23 protein-coding genes and 3 pseudogenes are annotated in these 22408 nt (G+C 43.6%); 13 read left to right on the plus strand and 13 right to left on the minus strand.

Features of this window, described 5'->3' with window-relative positions:
• Positions 1–355 precede the first annotated feature (355 nt).
• The 11 genes and pseudogenes from BQ7483_RS04860 to BQ7483_RS04915 form a co-directional block, all read left to right on the plus strand.
• Positions 356–541, plus strand: a complete 186-nt coding sequence (locus tag BQ7483_RS04860; RefSeq protein WP_004310789.1) for a hypothetical protein — start codon at positions 356–358, stop codon at positions 539–541.
• Positions 501–1157: a hypothetical protein gene (locus tag BQ7483_RS04865; RefSeq protein WP_005923893.1), complete on the plus strand. Its 657-nt coding sequence runs from the start codon at positions 501–503 to the stop codon at positions 1155–1157. Before BQ7483_RS04860 ends, BQ7483_RS04865 begins: the two co-directional genes overlap by 41 nt.
• A gap of 468 nt (positions 1158–1625) precedes the next feature.
• On the plus strand, positions 1626–2645 hold the full coding sequence (locus tag BQ7483_RS04870) for a DUF3871 family protein (protein WP_004310787.1): 1020 nt from the start codon (positions 1626–1628) through the stop codon (positions 2643–2645).
• An 85-nt stretch (positions 2646–2730) separates the two neighbouring features.
• Positions 2731–3177 carry a JAB domain-containing protein gene (locus BQ7483_RS04875; RefSeq protein WP_004310786.1) on the plus strand — a complete coding sequence of 149 codons (447 nt, stop codon included), beginning with the start codon at positions 2731–2733 and terminating at the stop codon, positions 3175–3177.
• Between the two features lie 150 nt (positions 3178–3327).
• Positions 3328–3915, plus strand: coding sequence for a tyrosine-type recombinase/integrase (locus tag BQ7483_RS04880; protein ID WP_072545084.1), 588 nt, complete (start codon positions 3328–3330; stop codon positions 3913–3915).
• A gap of 871 nt (positions 3916–4786) precedes the next feature.
• Complete coding sequence (locus BQ7483_RS04890) at positions 4787–5035, plus strand: hypothetical protein (RefSeq protein ID WP_004310784.1); 249 nt, start codon at positions 4787–4789, stop codon at positions 5033–5035.
• Between the two features lies 1 nt (position 5036).
• Positions 5037–5447 carry a hypothetical protein gene (locus tag BQ7483_RS04895; RefSeq protein WP_072545085.1) on the plus strand — a complete coding sequence of 137 codons (411 nt, stop codon included), beginning with the start codon at positions 5037–5039 and terminating at the stop codon, positions 5445–5447.
• Positions 5448–5453: 6 nt separating this feature from the next.
• Complete coding sequence (locus BQ7483_RS04900) at positions 5454–6092, plus strand: hypothetical protein (RefSeq protein WP_004310782.1); 639 nt, start codon at positions 5454–5456, stop codon at positions 6090–6092.
• A gap of 51 nt (positions 6093–6143) precedes the next feature.
• Positions 6144–6599 carry a lipocalin-like domain-containing protein gene (locus BQ7483_RS04905; protein ID WP_005923901.1) on the plus strand — a complete coding sequence of 152 codons (456 nt, stop codon included), beginning with the start codon at positions 6144–6146 and terminating at the stop codon, positions 6597–6599.
• A 193-nt stretch (positions 6600–6792) separates the two neighbouring features.
• Positions 6793–7383: a putative polyvalent protein kinase domain-containing protein gene (locus BQ7483_RS04910; protein ID WP_072545087.1), complete on the plus strand. Its 591-nt coding sequence runs from the start codon at positions 6793–6795 to the stop codon at positions 7381–7383.
• Positions 7384–7549: 166 nt separating this feature from the next.
• Positions 7550–7726 (plus strand): annotated as a pseudogene (locus tag BQ7483_RS04915) (GGGtGRT protein); the annotation flags it as partial.
• Positions 7727–7871: 145 nt separating this feature from the next.
• Here BQ7483_RS04915 and BQ7483_RS04920 read toward each other — a convergent pair.
• The 4 genes and pseudogenes from BQ7483_RS04920 to BQ7483_RS18240 form a co-directional block, all read right to left on the minus strand.
• A complete protein-coding gene (locus tag BQ7483_RS04920; protein ID WP_072545091.1) occupies positions 7872–8105 on the minus strand; it encodes a hypothetical protein in 234 nt (77 codons plus the stop codon).
• Positions 8106–8204: 99 nt separating this feature from the next.
• Complete coding sequence (locus tag BQ7483_RS04925) at positions 8205–9068, minus strand: HIT family protein (protein WP_072545092.1); 864 nt, start codon at positions 9066–9068, stop codon at positions 8205–8207.
• 6 nt (positions 9069–9074) lie between these two features.
• The gene (locus BQ7483_RS04930) at positions 9075–10145 is read right to left on the minus strand and encodes an HNH endonuclease domain-containing protein (protein ID WP_072545093.1); all 1071 of its coding nucleotides are present in this window, start codon (positions 10143–10145) and stop codon (positions 9075–9077) included.
• 348 nt (positions 10146–10493) lie between these two features.
• A pseudogene (locus BQ7483_RS18240) lies at positions 10494–10715 on the minus strand (helix-turn-helix domain-containing protein); the annotation flags it as partial.
• Positions 10716–11113: 398 nt separating this feature from the next.
• On the opposite strand from BQ7483_RS18240, the pseudogene BQ7483_RS18305 reads away from it, so the two are divergent.
• A pseudogene (locus tag BQ7483_RS18305) lies at positions 11114–11877 on the plus strand (iron-containing alcohol dehydrogenase); the annotation flags it as partial.
• 151 nt (positions 11878–12028) lie between these two features.
• Here BQ7483_RS18305 and BQ7483_RS04955 read toward each other — a convergent pair.
• Positions 12029–12928, minus strand: a complete 900-nt coding sequence (locus BQ7483_RS04955; protein ID WP_072545096.1) for a helix-turn-helix domain-containing protein — start codon at positions 12926–12928, stop codon at positions 12029–12031.
• Between the two features lie 208 nt (positions 12929–13136).
• Between BQ7483_RS04955 and BQ7483_RS04960 the strand changes: the two genes are divergently transcribed.
• Positions 13137–14288, plus strand: a complete 1152-nt coding sequence (locus BQ7483_RS04960) for a carboxymuconolactone decarboxylase family protein (protein ID WP_072545097.1) — start codon at positions 13137–13139, stop codon at positions 14286–14288.
• A 92-nt stretch (positions 14289–14380) separates the two neighbouring features.
• Here the strand turns inward: BQ7483_RS04960 and BQ7483_RS04965 are convergent, their stop codons facing one another.
• The 8 genes from BQ7483_RS04965 to BQ7483_RS05000 form a co-directional block, all read right to left on the minus strand.
• Positions 14381–15898 carry a type II toxin-antitoxin system HipA family toxin gene (locus BQ7483_RS04965; RefSeq protein WP_072545098.1) on the minus strand — a complete coding sequence of 506 codons (1518 nt, stop codon included), beginning with the start codon at positions 15896–15898 and terminating at the stop codon, positions 14381–14383.
• Positions 15899–15906: 8 nt separating this feature from the next.
• Complete coding sequence (locus tag BQ7483_RS04970; protein WP_072545099.1) at positions 15907–16215, minus strand: helix-turn-helix domain-containing protein; 309 nt, start codon at positions 16213–16215, stop codon at positions 15907–15909.
• 303 nt (positions 16216–16518) lie between these two features.
• Entirely contained in the window at positions 16519–17787 is a 1269-nt protein-coding gene (gene nqrF / locus BQ7483_RS04975; RefSeq protein ID WP_022021492.1) for an NADH:ubiquinone reductase (Na(+)-transporting) subunit F, read from the minus strand.
• A 21-nt stretch (positions 17788–17808) separates the two neighbouring features.
• The gene (gene nqrE / locus BQ7483_RS04980) at positions 17809–18435 is read right to left on the minus strand and encodes an NADH:ubiquinone reductase (Na(+)-transporting) subunit E (protein WP_021847723.1); all 627 of its coding nucleotides are present in this window, start codon (positions 18433–18435) and stop codon (positions 17809–17811) included.
• A gap of 40 nt (positions 18436–18475) precedes the next feature.
• Positions 18476–19111, minus strand: a complete 636-nt coding sequence (locus tag BQ7483_RS04985) for an NADH:ubiquinone reductase (Na(+)-transporting) subunit D (protein WP_021847724.1) — start codon at positions 19109–19111, stop codon at positions 18476–18478.
• Between the two features lie 6 nt (positions 19112–19117).
• Positions 19118–19804, minus strand: a complete 687-nt coding sequence (locus tag BQ7483_RS04990) for a Na(+)-translocating NADH-quinone reductase subunit C (protein ID WP_021847725.1) — start codon at positions 19802–19804, stop codon at positions 19118–19120.
• 28 nt (positions 19805–19832) lie between these two features.
• Positions 19833–20996 carry an NADH:ubiquinone reductase (Na(+)-transporting) subunit B gene (locus BQ7483_RS04995; RefSeq protein WP_021847726.1) on the minus strand — a complete coding sequence of 388 codons (1164 nt, stop codon included), beginning with the start codon at positions 20994–20996 and terminating at the stop codon, positions 19833–19835.
• A 38-nt stretch (positions 20997–21034) separates the two neighbouring features.
• Positions 21035–22384: a Na(+)-translocating NADH-quinone reductase subunit A gene (locus tag BQ7483_RS05000; RefSeq protein WP_022021495.1), complete on the minus strand. Its 1350-nt coding sequence runs from the start codon at positions 22382–22384 to the stop codon at positions 21035–21037.
• Positions 22385–22408 lie beyond the last annotated feature (24 nt).

A 22408-nucleotide genomic window follows, 5' to 3' on the forward strand; every position in this document is an offset into this window, starting at 1 on the left:
CCCAAGTTCTTAGAAATTCTGAATAGTCTAAAGTCTGATTACTAAATGTGTGGTCTTATCATTAGTTTCTCACTTATGGAGTTACTATCTTTACAGTACTACAAGCAGATAATCCCACCACATAGATTGACGGACTTACAAACTATTCAGAATATCTAAAATGGAAGAATTTACTTATGAGCAGATAAGAGTTAAGGCTCTTAAACAGGGAGTAAAAGATAACAAGGTTCACATTGGATTGTGGGCTAATCTTAATAACTATCTAAAGACAAGGAGAAAGAAGAATGGAAAGGTTGCTACCTATTATATCTCATTGCAGAAGTTGGCTTATTAATTCACTGATATTTAAACTGATATGATAATTCATCTGCCAACAGGAAAGAAGTTTCACAACAGAAAGGAAGCCAAGATATACTTTGGAACTGCCTACTATTACAGGATGGAACGAGAGAAGAAAGATTTAATGTTTACCAATACTATTCAATCAGCTACTAATGAATATGAAGATACCTCAAAGATACCTGCAAAACAGGACAAGTAACATTAGGCAGGATTATGCTACCATTAACAAGTCTATTGTAGATAAACTCAATCCACCCAATTTGTACAGGTTCTTCTGTCTGTCCTTATATAGAAACGACTATTATAAGGTCAGATGGAGAATCAAAGACTTAGCCAAACGAACTGGAGAGAAAGAGGACGCATTAAAGAACTTCAATAAGGATATAGAGGCAGTGCTGATTAGAAAGAGATATAGGGAAGCTATCAACCATCCTCTTATAGAATTTGTAATGAGGAGCATTTACTGCATTCCACCCATTGAACATCCCAACTTCATAACACTGTCCTACCTCTTTATGACAGTGGATTTGAATATTAAAGTGAAAGGATATTATATCAAGCTCCTATTAATAGCAGAGAACAACAAGATACTGCTTACTCCTAATAAGTTGGCTGACAAATTGGGAATGGGTAAGAAGAATGTAGAGAGTTACAATCTGGAATTATATAGTGCAGGTTTGTTAAGATATATACCCAAAGGGATAGAGCTTACTCCCAATGAACTATTATTAGACAACAACATAGCCAAACAGCGCAAGGAGTGGAATCCAACCAACTCAAAAAACGTGGTTAAGATAGCTTTCAAGTCCAAATAACAGGCAAGTAGGATTTTTCGTACTGTTTATTAATATATTAAGAGATAGTACGAATAATCCCCACTCTGTCTTATTCTGACTTTAGAAGCATCTAAAGTTGAATTTCTACGATAAGGGTAAGCAGCCCTTATGAATGCTACTTCGTAATGACAATTTTAAACCATCAGAGTAATGCACAAGACACCCCTACCCACATAAACACCCCCTCATAGCTCTTAAATAAAAAGAATGCTTTAGAAATGCAGTCTGATAGTTGGCAGGAATAAGCATTCTTATTAATCTAAGAGTAGGCACGATGCACTATTGCCACAGCCTACCAATAATTTACTAATGCTCCTCATTTCCTTTGAAAGAATCTTTAGGGAAAGACATAGGACAGCCTAAGATACAGGTGAAGAAATTCACTTGTGTTTTAGGCTCGTTCCTATTTAGTCCATTCAATCAATAACCATTTAATTCAATTTCATTATGAGAGATTTAGTAATTATGCCAGCTATGGCACAGCGTAGAGAATCATTAAACATGGGTGAGTTTGCAGAAGAAGCAATCATTGTGGAAGAAGTAGCAGCACCCAAGAGAGTAAACCATTTCATTGAAGCCAACACGCAGGAAGTAACCTTACAGCACTTACAGCAAGACTGCATCATTCCAAGTTTTGCATCAATGGAGGAAACCATAAGCCACCAATCCTTTATAGGTGCAGTAGTAGATGCAGCTAAGGATTACTTTCATGGAGAACAGTTTGATATGCCAGAGATTAGAATCTCACACCCTATCAATGGCAGAATACCAAGTGCATTAGGTAAGAAAGCATCTGAATTGACAGACGAAGAGAAAACTTTGTTCTATCAGAGAATGTGTTTCTGTTTTGAAATTCCATCCATTGTACATGATGAATACGGTAATCGTTTAGCGTTATCCATTGGTGGAGTGAGAGCATATAACGAGATTAACCTATACAGTAAGAAGTCTGTTGAGAGATTTAAAATCTTCATAGGCTTTCGTAATCGTGTGTGCTCAAATTTAATGCTTACTACTGACGGCTTGCAGGATAAGATAGAAGTCCTAAGCGTACAGGAACTATATGCAGCAGCATTGAATCTGTTCCATGCTTACAACCCATCCAAAGACCTGCATCTGTTAAGGACACTTGGGCAGATGTCAATCTCAACGAGTGAGTTCTGCCAGATAATAGGCAGGATGAGATTATATCAAGCTCTTACACCCAACCAACAGAAACGCTTACCTCGTCTATTGTTGGGAGACAGTCAAATTAATGCAGCTTGTAGAGCATTCGTTTCTGATGTGAATTTCAAGAGTACTGGGGACAGCATTACAGGCTGGCAGCTCTTAAACCTGCTCAATGGTTCTGTAAAGTCAAGTTACATTGATAACTTCTTGGAGAGGAATCTTAACTGTACAGAGTTTGTACAAGGCATTCAACGTGCCAAATTAGGAGATAGTGAATACGCTTGGTTCTTGGGCTGAGTGGATTGTTGATTGAGAGAGGAAGGGACATCATTAAGTTGGTGTCCTTTCTTTATTTCTACCAACTTATTAAACATTGTACATTATGGATATAGATTATACTGTGGGTGAAGTGGAACTATCCTACAAACCAAAATTTAAAAGTCTGCATCAAGTAACTTGTTCAGAGGATGCTTATAAATACTTGCTTCCTACCTATAAGGAGGGTACAATCTGTTACAAAGAATACTTCAAAGTACTGTTTCTTAACCAAGCCAAGCAAGTTTTAGGTTACACTCTTATATCAGAGGGTGGAATTACTGAAACTTGTGCTGATGTAAGAGTAATTCTACAAGCTGCATTGCTCACCAATTCAGTAGCCATTATCCTTGCACATAATCATCCAAGCGGTAATCTGAAACCAAGCAGGCAGGATATGGAGATTACTAAGCAGGTCAAGAATGCAGCCCAACTTATGAGGATTACAGTTTTAGACCACCTCATATTAACAGATGCAGGATATTACAGCTTCTCTGACGAGGGAGAATTATAATAAGGTAAATGGCACTCAATTTTTAAGTTGGGTGTCCTTATCATATTCACTTTGATAATTAGTGAATGTTCCTTTAGTAATCAGTGAGTTAGTAAATCCAACTCAGAATTAATATTCACTTCTATTCATTTCATTATAAAACAGAACATTATGTCACTTAAATATTCAAGCACAACGGCAGACTATCTTGTTTGGTCTGATGCAATGAACCTCATAAGGAAGTTAGCCAAAGACGAGAATTATAAAATCTCACTCCTTATAGCTTTAGGATGCTTCACAGGATTAAGAATATCTGATATTCTATCTCTAAGGTGGAAGCAGATATTAGGTACTGACGAGTTTACAGTAATTGAGCAAAAGACAGGCAAGGTAAGGACTATCAGACTAAACCCACAATTACAACATCATATTAAAGAGTGCTACGAGCATATAAATCCAGTTGGAATCAATGCGCCAATCCTTATCAGTCAGAAAGGCACTATCTTCACAATTCAGAGAATCAATATCATTCTTAAAGAGGTGAAGAAGAAGTACAGGCTAAAGATTAAGAACTTTAGCTGCCATTCTCTTAGAAAGACTTTTGGTAGACAGGTCTATAACATGAACAGTGATAATGCTGAACTTGCTTTAGTAAAGCTGATGGAACTGTTCAACCATAGTTCTGTTGCCATTACTAAAAGATACTTGGGATTAAGGCAGGAAGAAATCTTACAGACTTATGACTGTTTGAGCTTCTAATTGATTGGGACAGGATTATTAAGATACATCTTTATAGTGGTCTGAATGGTTCTGTCCCAAATCAATGAAATATTGAGCTTAGATACATCTAAAGCCCAATCTTGACAGTTTGGCATTTCAGCCTTATAGAAGTAATGCAATTCCATTAGTTTACAGAGTTTATAACTATCTCAACTCTTATTAATCATGTTACAGGTAGCACTTCTTGAATATCCAACAATATGCTGACCTAAAGATAATAATTCAAGGTAGGTAAGAATATTCAGAATTTAGTCCTTATATGGGGAGAAGTGAATTTGATACCCACATGGATTTAGAGAGTTCAGATGCAATTCTGCTTAAATATCTTATTCAGACTATGTTTGAGGGCATAGAATTTACTATTAATCCACACTTCATGCCTATTAATTTAGAACCTTTCATTATCTTTGCATCAATTCCAATGAACTAATGCGTTAGGGAGTTGGAAGGACATAGTTAACGAAAGGTGTTATTGAAATTATCTTCTACTGACAAATTCTCGCAAAATTTGAAATGGAGTGAAGATGATAGCAGTAGCACCCACACTTGGATATATACCTACCTCATAGTTGCGAGGTTTCTATATGCCCTTTGGTGTGGGTCGCTATTGTTTTATCTACTCCAAAGGCAATGCGAGAAGCCCGTCAGTAAGATAAAGCAAATAGTGTTCCCACATCTTTTTTATTTATGCTCATCTTTGGGAACAGATGAGCGCAAATATCCTAATTATGACTAAAATGCAATATAATGGGGAAGACCCCAAATTATCAGAATTCTTTGTTATCCTTATAGTTCTGGTAGTAATTGGAATAGCAGCATGGCTGTTCTCTTAATAATTGAAAGGCATACTATGAATAATATATTTGCCAGACTATTCTGTTCTAAGAATCATTCAACAAGTGATGAAGCATACAATATTGTTGAGAGCATGGCTAAAGCAAAACCGCTATACAAAGAGCTTATCAAACAAGCTCACCCAGACAAACACCCCAACAATAAAGATGTAGCAGAGGAACTAACAGCAATGATTAATAACAACAGATTCAATTACAGAGAACTCTTAAAGATTAAGGATTTAGTAAATGATAAATTAGTGTAATATGAATATTGTCGATTTCTTTAAAAACTTACTCAATTCTTTAGTAGGTACTTCATTGGAGCGAATGAAGTTGATAAATACGATGAATCAAACTTTCAAAGACAGCTATTGTTCTGGTACGTTAGATAGATTCTGCAAAGTCTCTATAACAGTTGGAGATACAAACTATGCGCATGAAATGAGTGCATTCTTTTTAAGAAGTGGGTTTAAAATCTCCATAGAGAACGATAATAATATAAAGGATTCTGAATTTAGAGATATATCTCAATACATATTATCAAACAAACCTTTCATAAGACAACTGATGACTTTAGGATTTGATACTCTTATCGTAACAGGTAAAACTTCAAGAAAGGGAATGCAATATTGTTTAAAAAGTTATACGCAATTAGGAGGTTTCTCATTAGAATAAATCATCATGTGGCATTCAGTTATAGACATTTACTCAATACATATCAGCAGACTATATGGCAGTTTGCATAATAAAGAACTTATTCAAGGATTAATAGCACAAACATTTACTATTGAGAGAAAAGATATTAGTAAATGGTACTCACCTCATAACAATATGCAGGAAACTCAAAGATTACACCTTGAACATAAGTTGCTTTTTACTAATGGAAAGATTGCGAGTTGTGACACAATAAGCTATCTAAATGGATTTCAATCAAGACTTTACACAAGAACATTTGAAGGCAGCAAAGTACATATTAAAGAATATATGCTTAAAGGATATATGAATCCACAGCCAGCTCCAACTCATGAAGGTTCTACTATTGAGAATATAACTCGTTATATTAAAGACACAGAAAAGGAAGGACAGTTAGCAGGCAGAACAATAGTATCTGATTGGGATGATAACGGTGTAAAGAAACAAGCTATCGTTAAATATAATCATTTAGGACATATAATCTTATATGACTCTTGGTGGAATGGCAAGAGAATAAAGAAAGAGTTTGAATATCAATACGACAATCATAATAATTGGGTAGAATGTAAAGAATATCATGATGGCAACTACGTGAACTTACATTTATGTCAATATAAGTACAAATGAGAGCGATTGAGAGAAAAGTTTACATATTACTAACTAAAGAACAATTTAATAATGAAAACTTTAAGATTAATTGGAATGACCTTGTTAATGGTCATGTTGGCTGTAAACTTTACAGCTTGTAGCGATGATGAAGAAGAACAGACAATCATTGACCAAGCCAACCTTATAGGTAAATGGCAGTCCACTTGGGAGAAGGTTCACAAAGTGGAGAATGGCAAGGAAGTTGTCACCTCTGATGAAGCCTACACCAATGGCTTATGGGAGTTCAAAGCTGACGGTACTTGCACAGAAGGCTATGCGGACGGTGGATATACAGAAACAAGTCGCTGGTCTTTGAAAGGCAATAAGCTGACTATCTCTTACGATGACGGTTATTCGGATGTCCTTACTATCAATGAGCTTACAGCTAATAAATTGGTTCTCGCCTTTGAGGATTGGGATAATACGGATGACGGTGGTTTAGAGTTAGACGATATTACTACGACCACCTACAAGAAGATTAACTAATTGCCAAACTAATTTAAGGCAGGGCAGCATTTGAGGGAACTCTTATGCTGCTTCTCTTTTATAGAATGTTCCACAACACCCCATTCGCAAGAATATAACAACCAAAGCATTGCTATTAAAAGAGGAATGATTACCTTTGTCTTAAACTCATAATCAAACAAATTATGGAATACATCAACGAATTTCACAAAGAATGGATAGAACGCACTCGTCAATCAATAGCCTCTTGGAGCAAGCGACCTGCATCGCCAGAAGAAGTAAGGAAGCAGCAGGAGAAACTGAATCAACAGAGGGCTATAAGAGAAGACAAACAGAAGAACTGATAAAGTTTGCCAATGACAATGGTCTATGGATTGACTTATCACACCTCAATATTACTTATATGGATAGAGGTGGTGAGAATGAAGTGTTCCATGATGGTAATGTGTCTGTTGTAAAATTAAATAACTTTGAGTACGCAGGGGATGATTTAGAGAACTTCTTCATCCGCATTGCTGCACATAACAAGTTCTTTGGCAATGTGCCTTATCAAATGATAGGCTTCGCTTATAACAGTCAGCAAGAATTTTGCGCAGCTCTCGTACAACCTTATATATTAGCTGAACGAGAAGCTACGGAAGACGAGATAGCTGCTTATATGCAAGCATTAGGCTTTGAAATGGACTATTACGACGAATACCATAATTCGGATTATGAAGTGTTTGATGCAGTTCCCAATAATGTGCTTTATGGCATAGACGGAGATTTATACTTCATTGACACGCAAATTAGATTACGGTCTTAACTCCATTAGGAGTACTCTCATCTAAAGGGTAACGCATAAGCATTTGCCCATGATGCAGCCCTTTTTGATAATTCGTTCTTTTATTTACTAACAAGGAGTTTACCCATTGCTATTATAGCATTGATTAATAACAGCTTGCAAAGACTTACAGGGATGCTGTGTCGCTGCTTCTTACGGTATGACAGATACGATGGGCCGTATGCACTCCGACGCACAGTTCGCCGGTTCTTCATCCGTACCTGCTCACGTAGAAATGATGGGCTTCCTGGGTATCGGTAACAACCCGATGGTAGGATGTACAGTAGCTTGCGCCGTAAACGTAGCGCTGGCTTTGAACAAGTAATCTATTCATTTTATTTATTCATAATGACAATCCCCGTAGCTCGGACGAGTTGCGGGGATTTTTTTATGCCCTCTCCCCCATCGAGTCGCGCCACTCTCCGTTTAAGCTGGACAAACGAGGCATTCAAGCTGGGCAAACACCAACTTTAGGCTGGGCAAACCACTGATTTAGGCGGGGCATACACAAGCTTTGGGCTGGACATGCACAGGCTCAGGACGGGACGTGCGTGGGAAATAAGCAGGGCGTGCACGGGCTGAACAGAGTATGCAACAAACAGGTCAGAAAGCTGCATATAACTACCATCTACTTTATCATTAATCATTTCCACCCCTTTTTCGAAAGGAATTCTGTTAGCCATATTCGCCAAGAACTTCTTCATACGGTTCTTAATTTTGTGACAAGGTATCTCCTATTCTGAAAAAAAAATAATTTCTATACATAATCGTAAATTCCTTAATAAGAATCAGTAATACCAAAATTAATATTTCTGCTTGGCGGGGATTACGCCACGCACCCCTCCCTTGGGGTTCTCCACGTCCCCCTTATAGCGGGGAATCAGATGCATATGGACATGAAACACCGACTGGCCGGCAGCTTCATTGACGTTGATTCCGATGTTATACCCGTCGGGGTGATACCGCTCGTCCACCTTCTGCTTCACGAACTGGAGCATCACATTCATCGCTTCGCGTTCATGATTGGTCAAATCGAAGTAGGAAGCGACATGACGTTTGGGAATTATCAGGGCATGGCCGGGCGAAACGGGATAACCGTCATAGAAAGCCACGCACGTGGCCGTCTCGCAAATCACCTCCACCCTGCGCGACAGGCGGCAGAAGGGACACTTTTCTCCTTCTTGACGTGGAAGTTTGTTGAAGTGGTTGTATTGATACAGCTCGTAGCTTGCATTGCATTCCAGGCTCGGAAAAGGCAAGCGGACGTTGCACTGGTAGGTGTATTGCCGATGGACGGCATGAAGCCTGAAACCTTCCTTCTCCACGTCGCGGCGCACGGCAAAGTAGGCGGTTCCCAAGGGCGAAAGCAGATGGGAGACGTTCATCATCACTTCGGCCTGGGCATACGGCTCCAGCACATTCAGCACATAGACACAAACGACGGTGTCGAACTTGCCTTCGGGGTATTCTGTCCGATAATAATAATCATACCCGGTAATGTCATATCCGCGCCGCTTCAACTCATCCGTATCATACCCGAAGCCGCAACCGAAATCGAGGATGCGCCCCTTCAGCAAACCGTGTTGCAACAGGTAACGGACAGGGACGGACAGGTCCTTGCGCCTGATGGCCGTCAGGTAAGGGTGGTTTATTTTCTCAAGTGCCATAATCGTTTAGTATTTCCATATTTCAAACCCCATATTCAAGGCAATCTGATGCATCGGCGTGAACGTCTGGAAGAAACAATCCAACAAATGTTCTCTGTCCATAGAAGCAATTTCTTGTGGTGTATGCCCCAAGGAAAGATAGTCCTCCAACAACTTCTCCTGCCTCCCCATTTTCAGATTGATACGTAAAGCGGACTGATGGGCTGTTGCCAGCTTCGGAAGATACAGATTCAGGTCGGGCAGCTTGTTACTCTTGGAGCTATTGATACTCGGATCGGCTGGCATCAGGTTCCAAAGCAGGTCATGGGAGACGAAACTCCAAGGGATGAAATGGTCCAACTCGTATGTACGTTCCTCCAGCAAGTTATTGGTGTACAGACATCTGACTTCCATCCCATGACTTATGGCCGCATTCCAGAATTTATGCTGAGCGGTCAAGGAGTTCCTTTCTTCCCTCTTCACCAACTTAGCGGGTATAGCCGGCACGTTCGGATTTCTTGTCTGCAAGAAGCCCGCCAATCCCCAATAGGCAAAAGCGCTCAGAATATCGTAATTCTCCCTCAGATAATCCAGCCATGCAGGGTTCATCTCTACCCATAACGTCCCGTTCCGCTTTTCCAATTTATAGAGGCAGCCGTTCTCGAACGACTGGGATCGAACCACCGTCTGGCGGTCATCGGACGTATCAATCCAAGGACGCAGGAAACGAAAAGGGACGTTCATTTGCAGAAAGTTCAACCGTTTCCGTACATCTGCCCTTTGGACAAGTTCATGCAACAAGTCCGTCAAATCTCGGATACTGATGTTGATGGGAATATTGTATTCCTTTTGCAAAGCCCATATCGCCTCGTAAAGGGATTCCGACTTTCCGAACGAGAGACGGAAATAGATTACAGGATACCAGGCGTTCGCCACCATCGCAATCATAATATCCCATACATTCAACCTTGTTTTCCCATGCTTTACGCACAAGTCAAGGATACCAAGAAACCAATAATATTTATAGGTCGCAACGGTCTTGTCGAATACCCTGTTCAGGTATTTGGTTGTCAATATATTAGATTGAGGTATTTGCATATCAAAAACTTTTATTTACAAAGGTAACAGATTTTTTTGGATGTACTATTTCAACGTTTGAAAATCATCTTATATTTTCAACTCATATTTACTATACCAAAACGGTTGATATCAATTTGCCCTAAAGGGAAATATCCTGAATCCAATCTATAGTCTAAAATATTTCTCAACAAAATTTTGCATTTATCCGATGACAGATTTGCTATTCAACCGACTCAATCAGCGAAAACTTTTCTTTGTTCCGACCTACGATGAACTTACGTTCCCGACCATTTATTTTGGCAAGCAAGTAGAATTTCCCCAAATGCTTGTCTATGCGGTTCTTCTTTACACATGCTCGTTTATGACAAGCGCATCAATCTGCCCGACCACTTTCAGCAACATCATCAATGTTGATAACGAAATATTACCGACCGTACCATTCTCAACTTTATGGATGGTTGTAAGTCTAATGCCGGATTACTCTGAAACATCTTTCTGAGTGAGATTTCAACGGATTCTGTATTCTTTGAATTAAGTGCGTAACAGTCTTACATGCTCAGGCGTGGAATATTTATAAAGATTAGTCATATTACCTGAATTTATATATCATTATAATGATAATTACACACATTAATCTTCATTATTGTGAAGATTATCAATGCAATTCCTTCGAATAAAACTAATTTGTCCCGAGGGAACTTTGTCATCGAGGCTCTCTCCTATTTCACCTCTTCAATTCCATCATCATCTGTAAAACCGTCACAATCCTCCGTGGAATCGTTACGGACATTGTACCCATTCCCCGCTACCTTTGCATCGAAATAAAAACAGGAGATATGGAATGAATGATATTTCTGAAACAGGCTTCCGACCGACCACGCTCTGGAAGCATCTGGAACCATGACAGACATCGGACAGGTTCTTTACCGGATCGATATCTTCCAAGGAAAACAAGACAAATGAGGTAACAATAGACAGATAAAGATACAATGGAACAACTGCACAAGGCTGGCGTGGAAACGTTCCTGTTCGACGGAGTGATGCCGAATCCCACCGTCGGAAATGTGAATGCAGGAGCAAAAGCCGCCCGTGAGCAGGGATGCGACTTTCTCGTGGCCCTTGGCGGCGGAAGCGTGATGGACTGCACCAAGGCAATTGCCGTGATGGCGACGAATGACGGAGAACTTTGGGACTATGTGCCCATCGGTTCGGGCAAAGGACAACCGATTGCCGTCAAGCCGCTGCCCATCATCGCCATTACCACTACGGCAGGTACGGGCTCGGAAACGGACAGTTCGGGTGTCATCACCAAAGAAGACACGTTCGAGAAAGCGTTTGTGGGCGATGCCTCCCTGTTTCCGGCACTCTCCATCGTCGACCCGGAACTGATGGCAAGCGTGCCGCCTACCACCCGGCACTGCCTCACGGCGCAGGCCTGATTATGATCAGCAAGGCGTACTACAAATACTTCATCGAACACCACGCCTGCGACGACCGTTTCGTCCGCATGGCGCAGGCCATGGGAATGCCCGAGGCCACGAAGCCCGAAGATTTCCTCACGGCCCTCACCCGTCTGCAGGAGGCTTGCGGCGTGGCAGACCTGAAGATGTCCGACTATGGCATCACACCGGACGAGTTTGAAACGCTGATGCACAACACACGCGAAGTGATGGGCATCATGTTCACCAGCGACCGTGTACAGATGACGGACGAGGACATCGTAAACGTCTATCAGGAATCGTATAAATAGCAGATTCTTTATTCCCAAACGTTAGAGAGGCTCAAAATGACAGGATGAAACCTTTTTTGAGCCTCTCTTTTTATAGGAAAAACGGACGATGAAAAGGTCCCATTGATGTTGCTGGTGACGCTTATGATGACAACGGCGTGCAGCGAAGAAGTCAAGAATGCAGCTGCCGGCAGTATTCCGACGGAGTAATACCCTCCTGCTTCTTGAACATGCGGCTGAAGTGCTGGGAATACTCGAAACCGAGCCGGTCAGACACCTGCGACACGGTTTCACCGGCTGCCAGTCCATTCTTGGCAAGCCGGACGATAAACCGACGGATGTGGTTGCTGGCCGTATCTCCGGTGGTCTTCTTGATGACATCACCGAAATAATTGGGAGACAGGCACAGCTTGTCCGCACAATACTGCACGGTAGGCAAACCGAGGGTGAGCTGCAGTTCGTCCTCGAAATAGTCACGAAGCAGACGGTCGAAACGGACGAGAATGTCGGAATTCTCCATCTTGCGGGTCAGGAACTGCCGGTTGTAGAACCGTTGGCAGAAGTTAAGCATCAGTTCGATGTAGCCCACGAGAATGGCATTCTGGAGTTGGTCCGGTTTCTTACACAGCTCGTCCTGTATCTGGCGCATGAAAGACACAAGTATGTCATGCTCCTCATCGGTCATGTGCAGGGCCTCATTGACTCGATATTCAAAAAAGGAGTAATCCTTCATGTGTCTTTCGAGCGGGAAGCCATGCAGCAGGTCCGGATGGAAAAGCAGCGCCCAGCCCGTAATAGACACCCGTTCGCCGTTGTCTTCCTTGCCTCCCACCTGTCCGGGGGCCACACACAGCAACGTGCCTTTGTTGTAGTCATATTTGCCGCAGCCATAATCCAGATCCACATCGGCATCGTCCCTGAGAAAAAGCGCGTACACGCTGTAGTCGTTCAGACTATGACGTATGGGGGACACTTCGGCATAGTCCACCACGCAGACCAACGGATGCCTCACGGCGCAACCGAGATAACTTCCGTAGTCATTTACATTTCTTACTTTCAATATCTTGCTCATATTCTGTCCGGTTAGGCCCTTACAAAGATAAAATATTCTGCCGACAATGTTTTACGCCGGCCGCAAATTCTGTAAAAATGGTATTGTTAGCCGACTTATGGTTACAGCCTTCCTGCACTATCCCCTGTAATTTTGCATCAGATAAAGGAGGCATCCAGAACAGGGCCTTCTGTTGGGCAAAGCAGATAATCTTATTATGTTGAGAGATATGAAGAAAATAACAGGAATCATCGCTCTCGTGCTGGCAGGAAGTCTGTCCACGATGGCACAAACAACAACAGAAAGTATGAATCGGATAGAAACATGTAAAGACAATTACCGGACTCTGTTCGGCAGTGAAGCACTCACCGGACAGGGGACGGATCCGGAAATGATGGACATCCTGCAGAAGTTCATTTTCGGAGAAGTATTCCAAACGGGCAAACTGACAATGAAGCAGCGTGAAATGATTACCTGCATCACCCTGGCTACCATGCAGACACTTCCGCAGCTAAAAGCCCACGCCGGAGCAGCACTGAATGTAGGGGTTACTCCCGAAGAGCTTCGCGAGGTGATGTATCTCACCGCACCATTCATCGGTTTTCCAAAGATGCTGAATGCCGTGGCTACGGTGAATGAAGTATTGAAGGAACGCGGCATCCCACTGCCATTGGAAAAGCAAGGCACGGTGACAGAGGATACACGCCACGTGACGGGCAAAGCCATTCAGGACAAGCTCTATCCCGGCGGCATTGCTTCGGTAATGGAAGGACTGCCCGACGGCATGGGCAAGGACGTGGAGCGGTTTCTCACGGATTATTTCTTTGGCGAGATATACAGCCGTGGCGCTATTGATTTACAGACACGCGAATTGTTGGGCTACTGTGTGCTGACAACCCTCGAAGCGGAAAGCCAGCTCCAGTCGCACTATCACGGAAACATGAACGTGGGCAATACGCCCGAAACGTTGACCGCTGCTGTTATCCAGTGCCTGCCCTACATTGGCTTTCCGGCCGCCATCAAGGCATTGCGCATCATCAAACAGGAATATGCCAGGCCGGTTTCTGCCGGAAATAACCTGGTGCGCCTGTCCAAAATAACCGTAGATGCGGCACAGCTGGATGCATACAATGCTTTCCTGAAAGAGGAAATTGAAGCGTCCATGCGATTGGAACCGGGTGTACTGACACTCTATGCCACTGCTGAAAAAGACAATCCGAACAAAATGACCATCCTCGAAATCTATGCCGACCGGGCTGCCTACGAAAGCCATCTGAAAACTCCGCATTTCCAGAAGTACAAGCAAGGTACACTGTCAATGGTGAAGGAATTGGAACTGGTGGACGTGAAGCCCCTGATACCGGGCCTGAAGATCAAATGACGCAAAAGAACAAGGATACATTTGACTTTGGAGATATATCAGCTTCATCAGAAATTTTTTCATAAGTTTCGGAGTTATTGAAATGTTGATTTTTACAACTTATCATTCACAACAAATTTACAGACAATATATTTCTCAACCATATCTTTGAGCTGTTCAGATGACAGATTTGCTATTCCAATCGATTCAATAAGAGAAAACTCTTCCTTGCTTTTACCTATAACAAACTTACGTTCATGACCGTCTATTTCGGCGAGTAGATGGAAATTTCCTTTAAAAGCCTGCTCCATACGGATGTTCTTTACGATATGTCCGTTTATGACAAATTCGCATATTGCAGGAGCCGTTTCTTCTAACTCTCCCCATGATTTCAGATGGTCAACGATAGTGTTTTCAACACGTCCTATCCACTGCTCGCTAACACCATATTTTAAAGCGACCGTGCGGAATTGTTTCAGACTGCTTGCCACTTCACGGATCACCGCATCAGGCCGGCGTATGCCATTGTCTTTAGCGAACAGGATTACATCATCCCGTGTTATATTCCTAAGTTTTGCCCTAATATACATGCAATGATCTTCATTGGGCAAAAATCCTCCGTTGTCGAATATATAAGTAATATCATATGCCGGAGACAGACGCCAGAAGCCATCTTCACTCATGACAAATGAAAAATTCTTATTGTGGTCGTCCGTATTGTTGGCCAAGATATTGAATACCATCCGACGGAACACCTCAGAACAGTCAGTCTCAGGCAGATGAAGTTTCCGACATACGGCTATCAGCTGTTCGTAACTGTCGGCTTCGGGACTGATGGCAGCCAAAGTCTGGATATGAACTTTCTTTCCATCCTTACGGTCGAAACGTCTGGTCATGAAATGATTATTTCCATCTACCTGATAGAGTTCAGATGGCATCATATTGATTCCTGCCATAGCAGCCAGTTCATAATAGACCATCTCCAATTCTGCCGAACTATATTGAGAATTGCCGAATTTAATCAGACAGTAATCAAAGTCATCCAAGCCGGAAATCTGTCCGCTACGTATCTCTCCATTCTTTCGGTTGATGGCTACAATGGCTTTGGGCTGACGGCCACCTGCAGAAGTACCTACAGTAAGCAACGATTGCATGGTAATGGACTCTTCGGGTAGAATCCGTGCATTTTCTCTTTCTGTAAATATGCGTTCTGCCAGAGTAGCCAAAGACTTGATATCTATTTTCTCAGTCTTGCGTTCCCGCGAAACCTCAGGTAAAAACTCAAGGGCTCCCATGCCACGTTTTCCAATGAACGAGAGCTTGTCAAGGGGAGTGATATCTGCATTGGACAGATGGTTCTGTTGGCGCCACAAATCAAACAACTGATTACCCCAGGCATCAGGCAATGAATCGGCCACAAAAGCAGGTAGTTTCTGATAAATTTTAGCATCTTCTCCCCAAATAGGCATAAGTCCCCTTACCCCATCTGCAGGTGCTGCTAATGGAGATATATTCAGACCTTTCTTCAGGAAGGCGGGGTTATACGTAAAGTAGGACAATCTGCGTTTGGCATCCCAAGCCAACCGGCCTATTTCTTCGCCCCATAGCATTACTTTCAAAGATGGTACCATCGTTCGTATTATTTAGAGTGTCTTACGCGCTGTGCCTTTTTATCATCTTTACGCATCAAGTAAGGAGATTCTGGCAGCTCTGGAAGAATATGGTCTATCATGTTGATCTGCCCGACCACTTTCAGCAACACAATAAATGTGGACAATGAAATATTGCCTGCTGTGCCATTCTCAAATTTGTGAATGGTGGTAAGTCCAATTCCCGATTGCTCGGAAACATCTTTCTGAGTAAAATTACAGCGTATTCTGTATTCCTTAAACCGGGCACCTAATAGCCTTACAATCTCAGGAGTAGAGTATTCATAAAAGTCTGCCATATTTTCCCTATTTATATATCATTATGATGATAATTAAATGCGTTTTCATACATTAATCTTCATCATAATGAATATTACAAATACAAAACTACGAAATTAATCCGATTAGAACAAACTTTTTGGGTTTAAAGGCTATTTTTATGCTTCATAGGCTGTCGGAAAGTGAACGGGTATGCTCCGGAATATGTAATTATTTGAACCTTTTTGTCCAGGCAAAGAAAGCCTTGCATTAACAACGATACATCCTTAAAAAAAAAAGCCCCTGTAGAACAGAGGCTTTTCTTTTTTATGCTCAGCGACAGATTATCCGCCGAAGTTATCGTACATGATGCTGGACGACTCTACACCCAGACTGTCGAGCATGTTGACCACGGCCTTGGACATCGGGCCAGGACCACACATGTAGTACTCGATGTCTTCGGGAGCTTCGTGGTTCTTCAGATAAGTTTCGTACATCACTGTATGAACGAAACCCGGAGTGTACTTCACGCCTGCAGCGTCGGCAGCAGGATCGGGACGGTCCAGAGCCAGGTGGAAGTGGAAGTTGGGGAATTCCTTTTCCAGCTGGAGGAAGTCGTTCAGGTAGAACACTTCGTTCAAGGCACGCGCGCCATAGAAATAGTGCATTTCGCGGTCGCGGGTGTTCAGCGTCTTCGTCATGTGCATGATCTGTGCACGCAGCGGAGCCATACCGGCACCACCACCGACCCAAATCATCTCCTTCTTCGAGTCGAAATGCGGATGGAAGTCTCCGTAAGGACCGCTCATCGTTACCTTGTCGCCCGGCTTCAGGGTGAAGATGTAAGACGAAGCGATACCCGGATTCACATCCATAAAGCCGCTACGGTCGGGCTTGAACGGAGGAGTGGCGATGCGGACTGTCAGCATGAACACGTCGCCTTCGGCCGGATAGTTGGCCATAGAATAGGCGCGGACAGTCGGTTCGGGATTGACGCACTTCAACGAGAACATGTTGAACTTCTGCCATGCGGGCAGATATTCATCTCCTATCAGGCTCTTGTCGATGTCCTTATCATAGTCCATCGTAAAAGTAGGAATCTTAATCTGCGCATACGAACCAGGGATAAAGTCCATGTGGGCACCAGCGGGAAGCTGTACCTTGAATTCCTTGATGAACGTAGCCACGTTCTTGTTAGAAATGACGGTACACTCGTATTCCTTCACGCCAAGAACGCTCTCGGCCACCTTGATACTCATGTCGCCTTTCACCTTCACCTGGCATCCCAAGCGCCAATAATCCTTTTGCTGCTTACGGCTGAAGTGGGGTACCTCAGAGGGGAGGATTTCCCCACCTCCTTCAAGTACCTGACACTTACATTGCCCGCACGAGCCTTTGCCGCCGCATGCGGAAGAAAGGTACACACCGTTGACAGCCAATGTATTGAGTAACGTGCCTCCAGAAGCCACTTCCAATTCACGCTCGCCATTGATAGTTAGTTTCACGTTACCTGACGGCACCAGATAGTTCTTGGCTACCAGCAGGATTACCACAAGCAGCAGGATTACCACAAGGAATACCCCCACGCTTGCCAATATCAAATTCATATCCATTTGTTACGCTCCTTTCTTTAATTAAATGTTCAAACCAGAGAAACACATAAACGCCATAGCCATAAGGCCCACGGTGATGAACGTGATGCCCAGACCTTTCAGAGGAGCAGGAACATCGGAGTAAGCCATCTTCTCGCGCACGGCAGCCAACCCAATGATAGCCAATGCCCAGCCAATTCCTGAGCCAAGGGCATAGGAGATAGCATCGGAAACGCTACCAATGTACTTCGGATCACTTGCGCCCAAGTTGATGCGTTGCTGCATGAAGAGCGAAGCACCCATGATGGCACAGTTTACAGCAATCAGCGGGAGGAAAATACCAAGCTGGGCGTAAAGCGTAGGAGTGAAACGCTCTACAATCATTTCCACCAGCTGAGTGATACCGGCGATAACCGCAATAAACAGGATAAAGCTCAAGAAGCTGAGGTCAACCCCCTCGATAATAGCATCAGGACCCAGCACCTTGGTCTGTAACAAATAGTTGACGGGAAGGGTCACCACCAGCACGAAAGTCACGGCGATACCCAAGCCCACGGATGTCTTCACCGTCTTCGACACAGCCAAGTATGAACACATGCCGAGGAAAAAGGCGAATATCATGTTGTCCACGAAAATGGAGCGGACGAGTAAGCTAAAAAATTCTCCCATAATATGATATTTCTATTTTATTCGTTTTCTATCCAAGAAATCATTTCTCTTGCAACTCTTTATGATGGGCACGCTGATACCAGATGATGCATGCCACGATGATAAGCGCCATCGGAGGCATCAGCATCAAGCCGTTGTTCACGTAACCCATATTCTTGATAGGCTCATAGTTCAGGATGTTGAAACCGAGCAACGTGCCCGATCCAAGCAACTCGCGGATAAACGCCACAATAATCAAAATCTTGGCATAGCCCAACCCGTTACCCAAACCATCGAGGAATGACTCCCACGGACCGTTCATCATGGCAAAAGCTTCCAAACGTCCCATCAAAATACAGTTCGTGATAATCAAACCTACATATACAGAAAGCTGCACGCTCACATCATAAGCGAACGCCTTCAAAATCTCACTCACGATAGTTACCAGCGCGGCCACTACTACCAACTGCACGATGATACGGATACGGTTGGGAATGGTCTTGCGGATAAGCGAAATCACTACATTGGAGAATGCCGTAATGACGGTTACGGAAAGTCCCATCACAATAGCCGGCTCCAACTTAGCGGTTACGGCCAATGCGGAGCAGATACCCAACACCTGCACGGTAACCGGATTGTTCATGCCCAGCGGTGTGGCGAACACTTCTTTATTTTTACTTGAAAACAATTGTCCCATAGTCTATTATTCCTCCCCCTCATTATTGGTTAAAAACTTCTTGTAGTTGCCTAAGCAATTCTTTATCATGGCGTCCACGGCCACAGAGGTAATAGTACCTCCGGAGATACCGTCTACTTGATAGTCGGGTTTCTCAATCTTACCAAACTTCACTACCCCCAGAGTTACCTCGCCATTTTCTAACGTCTTCTTATTCTTGAACTCGTTTTGGAAAGTCTCACCCGCGATCTCGGCTCCCAAACCCGGAGTCTCGCTAGCATGTGAGAAGTAAGTACCGTACACTGTATCCTTGTCGTCATTCAAGGCGATGTACCCCCAAATGGCTCCCCAAAGGCCTGTACCATATACAGGGAAAACATACTTCTTAGCGCCGTCAATCTCGGCTACAAACACATGCAGGCGGTTGTTCTCCTTCACTTCTTTCTCATAACCGGTGGCAAAGGCACCTGTATTCTCGGTCAGCGTACCGTCCTCGTTCATCAGCATATCCTTCACGTATTTGCTGTATTCGGCGTCAGGATCGGCCACGCCACGTATGTTCAGAGCGGCAAGTATCTGCTTCTTCGTGTCCATTTCCACATTTTTGTTTTGCGTAGCTTTCAACGAAGAGCTGACAAATGCCAGCAGGAATGCAACGATAATAACCATTACCGAAGCATAAATCATAGTATAACTATTACTATTAGTATTCATATCAAACGTTCGGTTTTAATGGTTAGACTTATTTGGCGGCCACACGTTTGGCACGGCGGTTGATGTTGCTCTGCACCACGCAATAGTCAATGAGCGGGGCAAAGATGTTCATCAGCAGGATGGCGAGCATCATGCCCTCAGGATAACCCGGATTGAGCACGCGGATGATGATGGCCATGGCACCGATAAGAAGACCATAGATATATTTGCCCGTCTCCGTACGAGCTGAAGTAACAGGGTCAGTAGCCATAAACACGGCACCAAAGCAAAAACCGCCCAACACCAAGTGCTCATACCAAGGCATGTGGGCCACAGCCGTATCAGGACCTGCCACATTGAATATCCAAGCCATCAACGCCCCTCCCACAAATACAGAAAGCATGGTCTTCCAGCTGGCGATGCCTGTCCACAAAAGAATAACGGCACCAATGGCAATGGCTATCACACTTGTCTCACCAATAGAACCCGGTATCAAACCCGTCACCATGTCCCAAGAGAAATCGGGAGCAACGGGCGAAGTCTTGGCAATGCCCAGAGGAGTAGCCACGGTCAAGCCATCTACCGTCTGGCCAAGACCGAAGATCGAGTCACCAGAAACCCATACGGCATCACCGGACATCTTCGTAGGATAAGCAAAGAACAGGAAAGCACGAGTGATAAGAGCCACGTTGAACACGTTCATACCCGTACCACCAAATACTTCCTTAGCAAAGATTACAGAGAATGCTGTGGCAATGGCCAGCATCCACAAAGGACAATCCACTGGCACAATCATCGGGATAAGGATACCCGAAACGAGAAAACCTTCCTGGATTTCCTCTTTCTTCCACTGAGCTACAACAAATTCAATGCCCAAACCTACTACATACGAAACGATAATCTTAGGCAACACGGCCAGGAAGCCATAAAAGAACATGGCCCAGAAACCGCCTTCGGCACCAGTGGCATGGAAATGCTGATAGCCCACATTATACATGCCGAACAACAAAGCCGGTATCAATGCAATAACGACCATCGACATGATGCGTTTACTATCGATGGCATCGTGAATATGCGTTCCCGATTTCGAAGTGGTGTTGGGCACGAAGAGGAAAGTCTCAAAGCCGTCAAACACCGAACGAAACGCGTGGAATTTGCCGCCCTCTTCAAAGTTCGGCTTTATCTTGTCGAGATAATTTCTTAACGCTTTCATTTAATTTATTTTCGATTTAGCAATTTACAACTTACAATTTATGCCATTTCAGCACGAAGCATGTCGAGTCCGGCACGTACGATGCGCTGAACTTCCACCTTGGACGAACATACAAACTCGCACAGGGCAAAGTCTTCGGGAGCCACTTCGTAGATACCCAAAGCTTCCATACGGTCGATATCACCTGCAATGATGGCTTTCACCAGATATTCGGGATAGATATCCATCGGGAATACACGGTCGTACTCATTGGACATGATCATGTGGCGTTCACCACCCTTCACACGGGCATCAAACACATATTCCTTCTTACCCATCAGCCAGCTGAAATAAGAATGGTTCACACTGAACTGATTGAAACGAGGCATGATCCAACCCAACATTTCGTGTACGTCGTCACCTTCGGGAATCACGGTCAGCTGGTTGTGGAAAGCACCCAGAAAACCGTTGGGAGAAACTTTCTTACCCGTCAGTACATTACCGCTGATATAACGCAGTTCTTTGCCAGTCGTTACATTACCCTGGAATACGTTGGTAAGCAGAGCACCGACTTTCAGCTTGCAGTAAGCGGGTTTCTTCACTTCACTACCCGTAACGGCCACCGTACGGGTCATATCCACACGACCGGTATTCATCAGACGACCGATAAAGATAACGGCTTCAGCTCCAATAGTCCACACCGTCTCACCTTTCGCGATGGGCGAAATATGATTGATCTGCACTCCGACATTACCAGCAGGATGCGGACCATCGAAAGCAGTGATAGTCACATTTTTGGCCTGCGTCAGGGCAGCAGCTTTCTGCTTCACACTAATGCTCAGATAAGTCTTGGCCATTTTAGCCAAAGCGTCAAGACCAGTCTGGAAGTTTGCTTCTTCACCCTTCAGCGCAAATTCGAAGTCAGGCGCCAACGGGTTGCTGTCGAAAGCGGAAACAAAAATTGCTTTCGGCTCCACTGTCGGATCTGCGATAACATCGTAGGGACGTTGGCGGATGAAAGCAAACATTCCGGCATTGAGCAGCAGTTCTTTCACCTGCCCGGCATCCATCTTCGACGGATCCTTCTTGCCGAACTCCTCATAGTCTTGTTCTGTAGCAGCCTCAACGACAATGTTCATCACCTTACGGCGTGCACCTCGTTCTACGCTCGTCACTACACCACTCACGGGTGAAACAAATTTTAATTCAGGATGATTCTTGTCGATAAACAAGGGTCCTCCGGCCATCACATATTCCTGTTCTTTGACCACCACTTTGGGAGTAATTCCTGTAAAATCATCGGGAACAAGTGAATAAAATCCCGGTTCTCTCACAGAGAAGAACTCTTCGGCAGCTTTGCCCTTCAGGTTAATGTCAAGGCCTTTGCGTAACTTAATTACATTTGCCATGTGTTGATTAAAATAATGGTTTCA

The sequence above is a fragment of the Mediterranea massiliensis genome (assembly GCF_900128475.1).
Taxonomy (GTDB): domain Bacteria; phylum Bacteroidota; class Bacteroidia; order Bacteroidales; family Bacteroidaceae; genus Bacteroides; species Bacteroides massiliensis_E.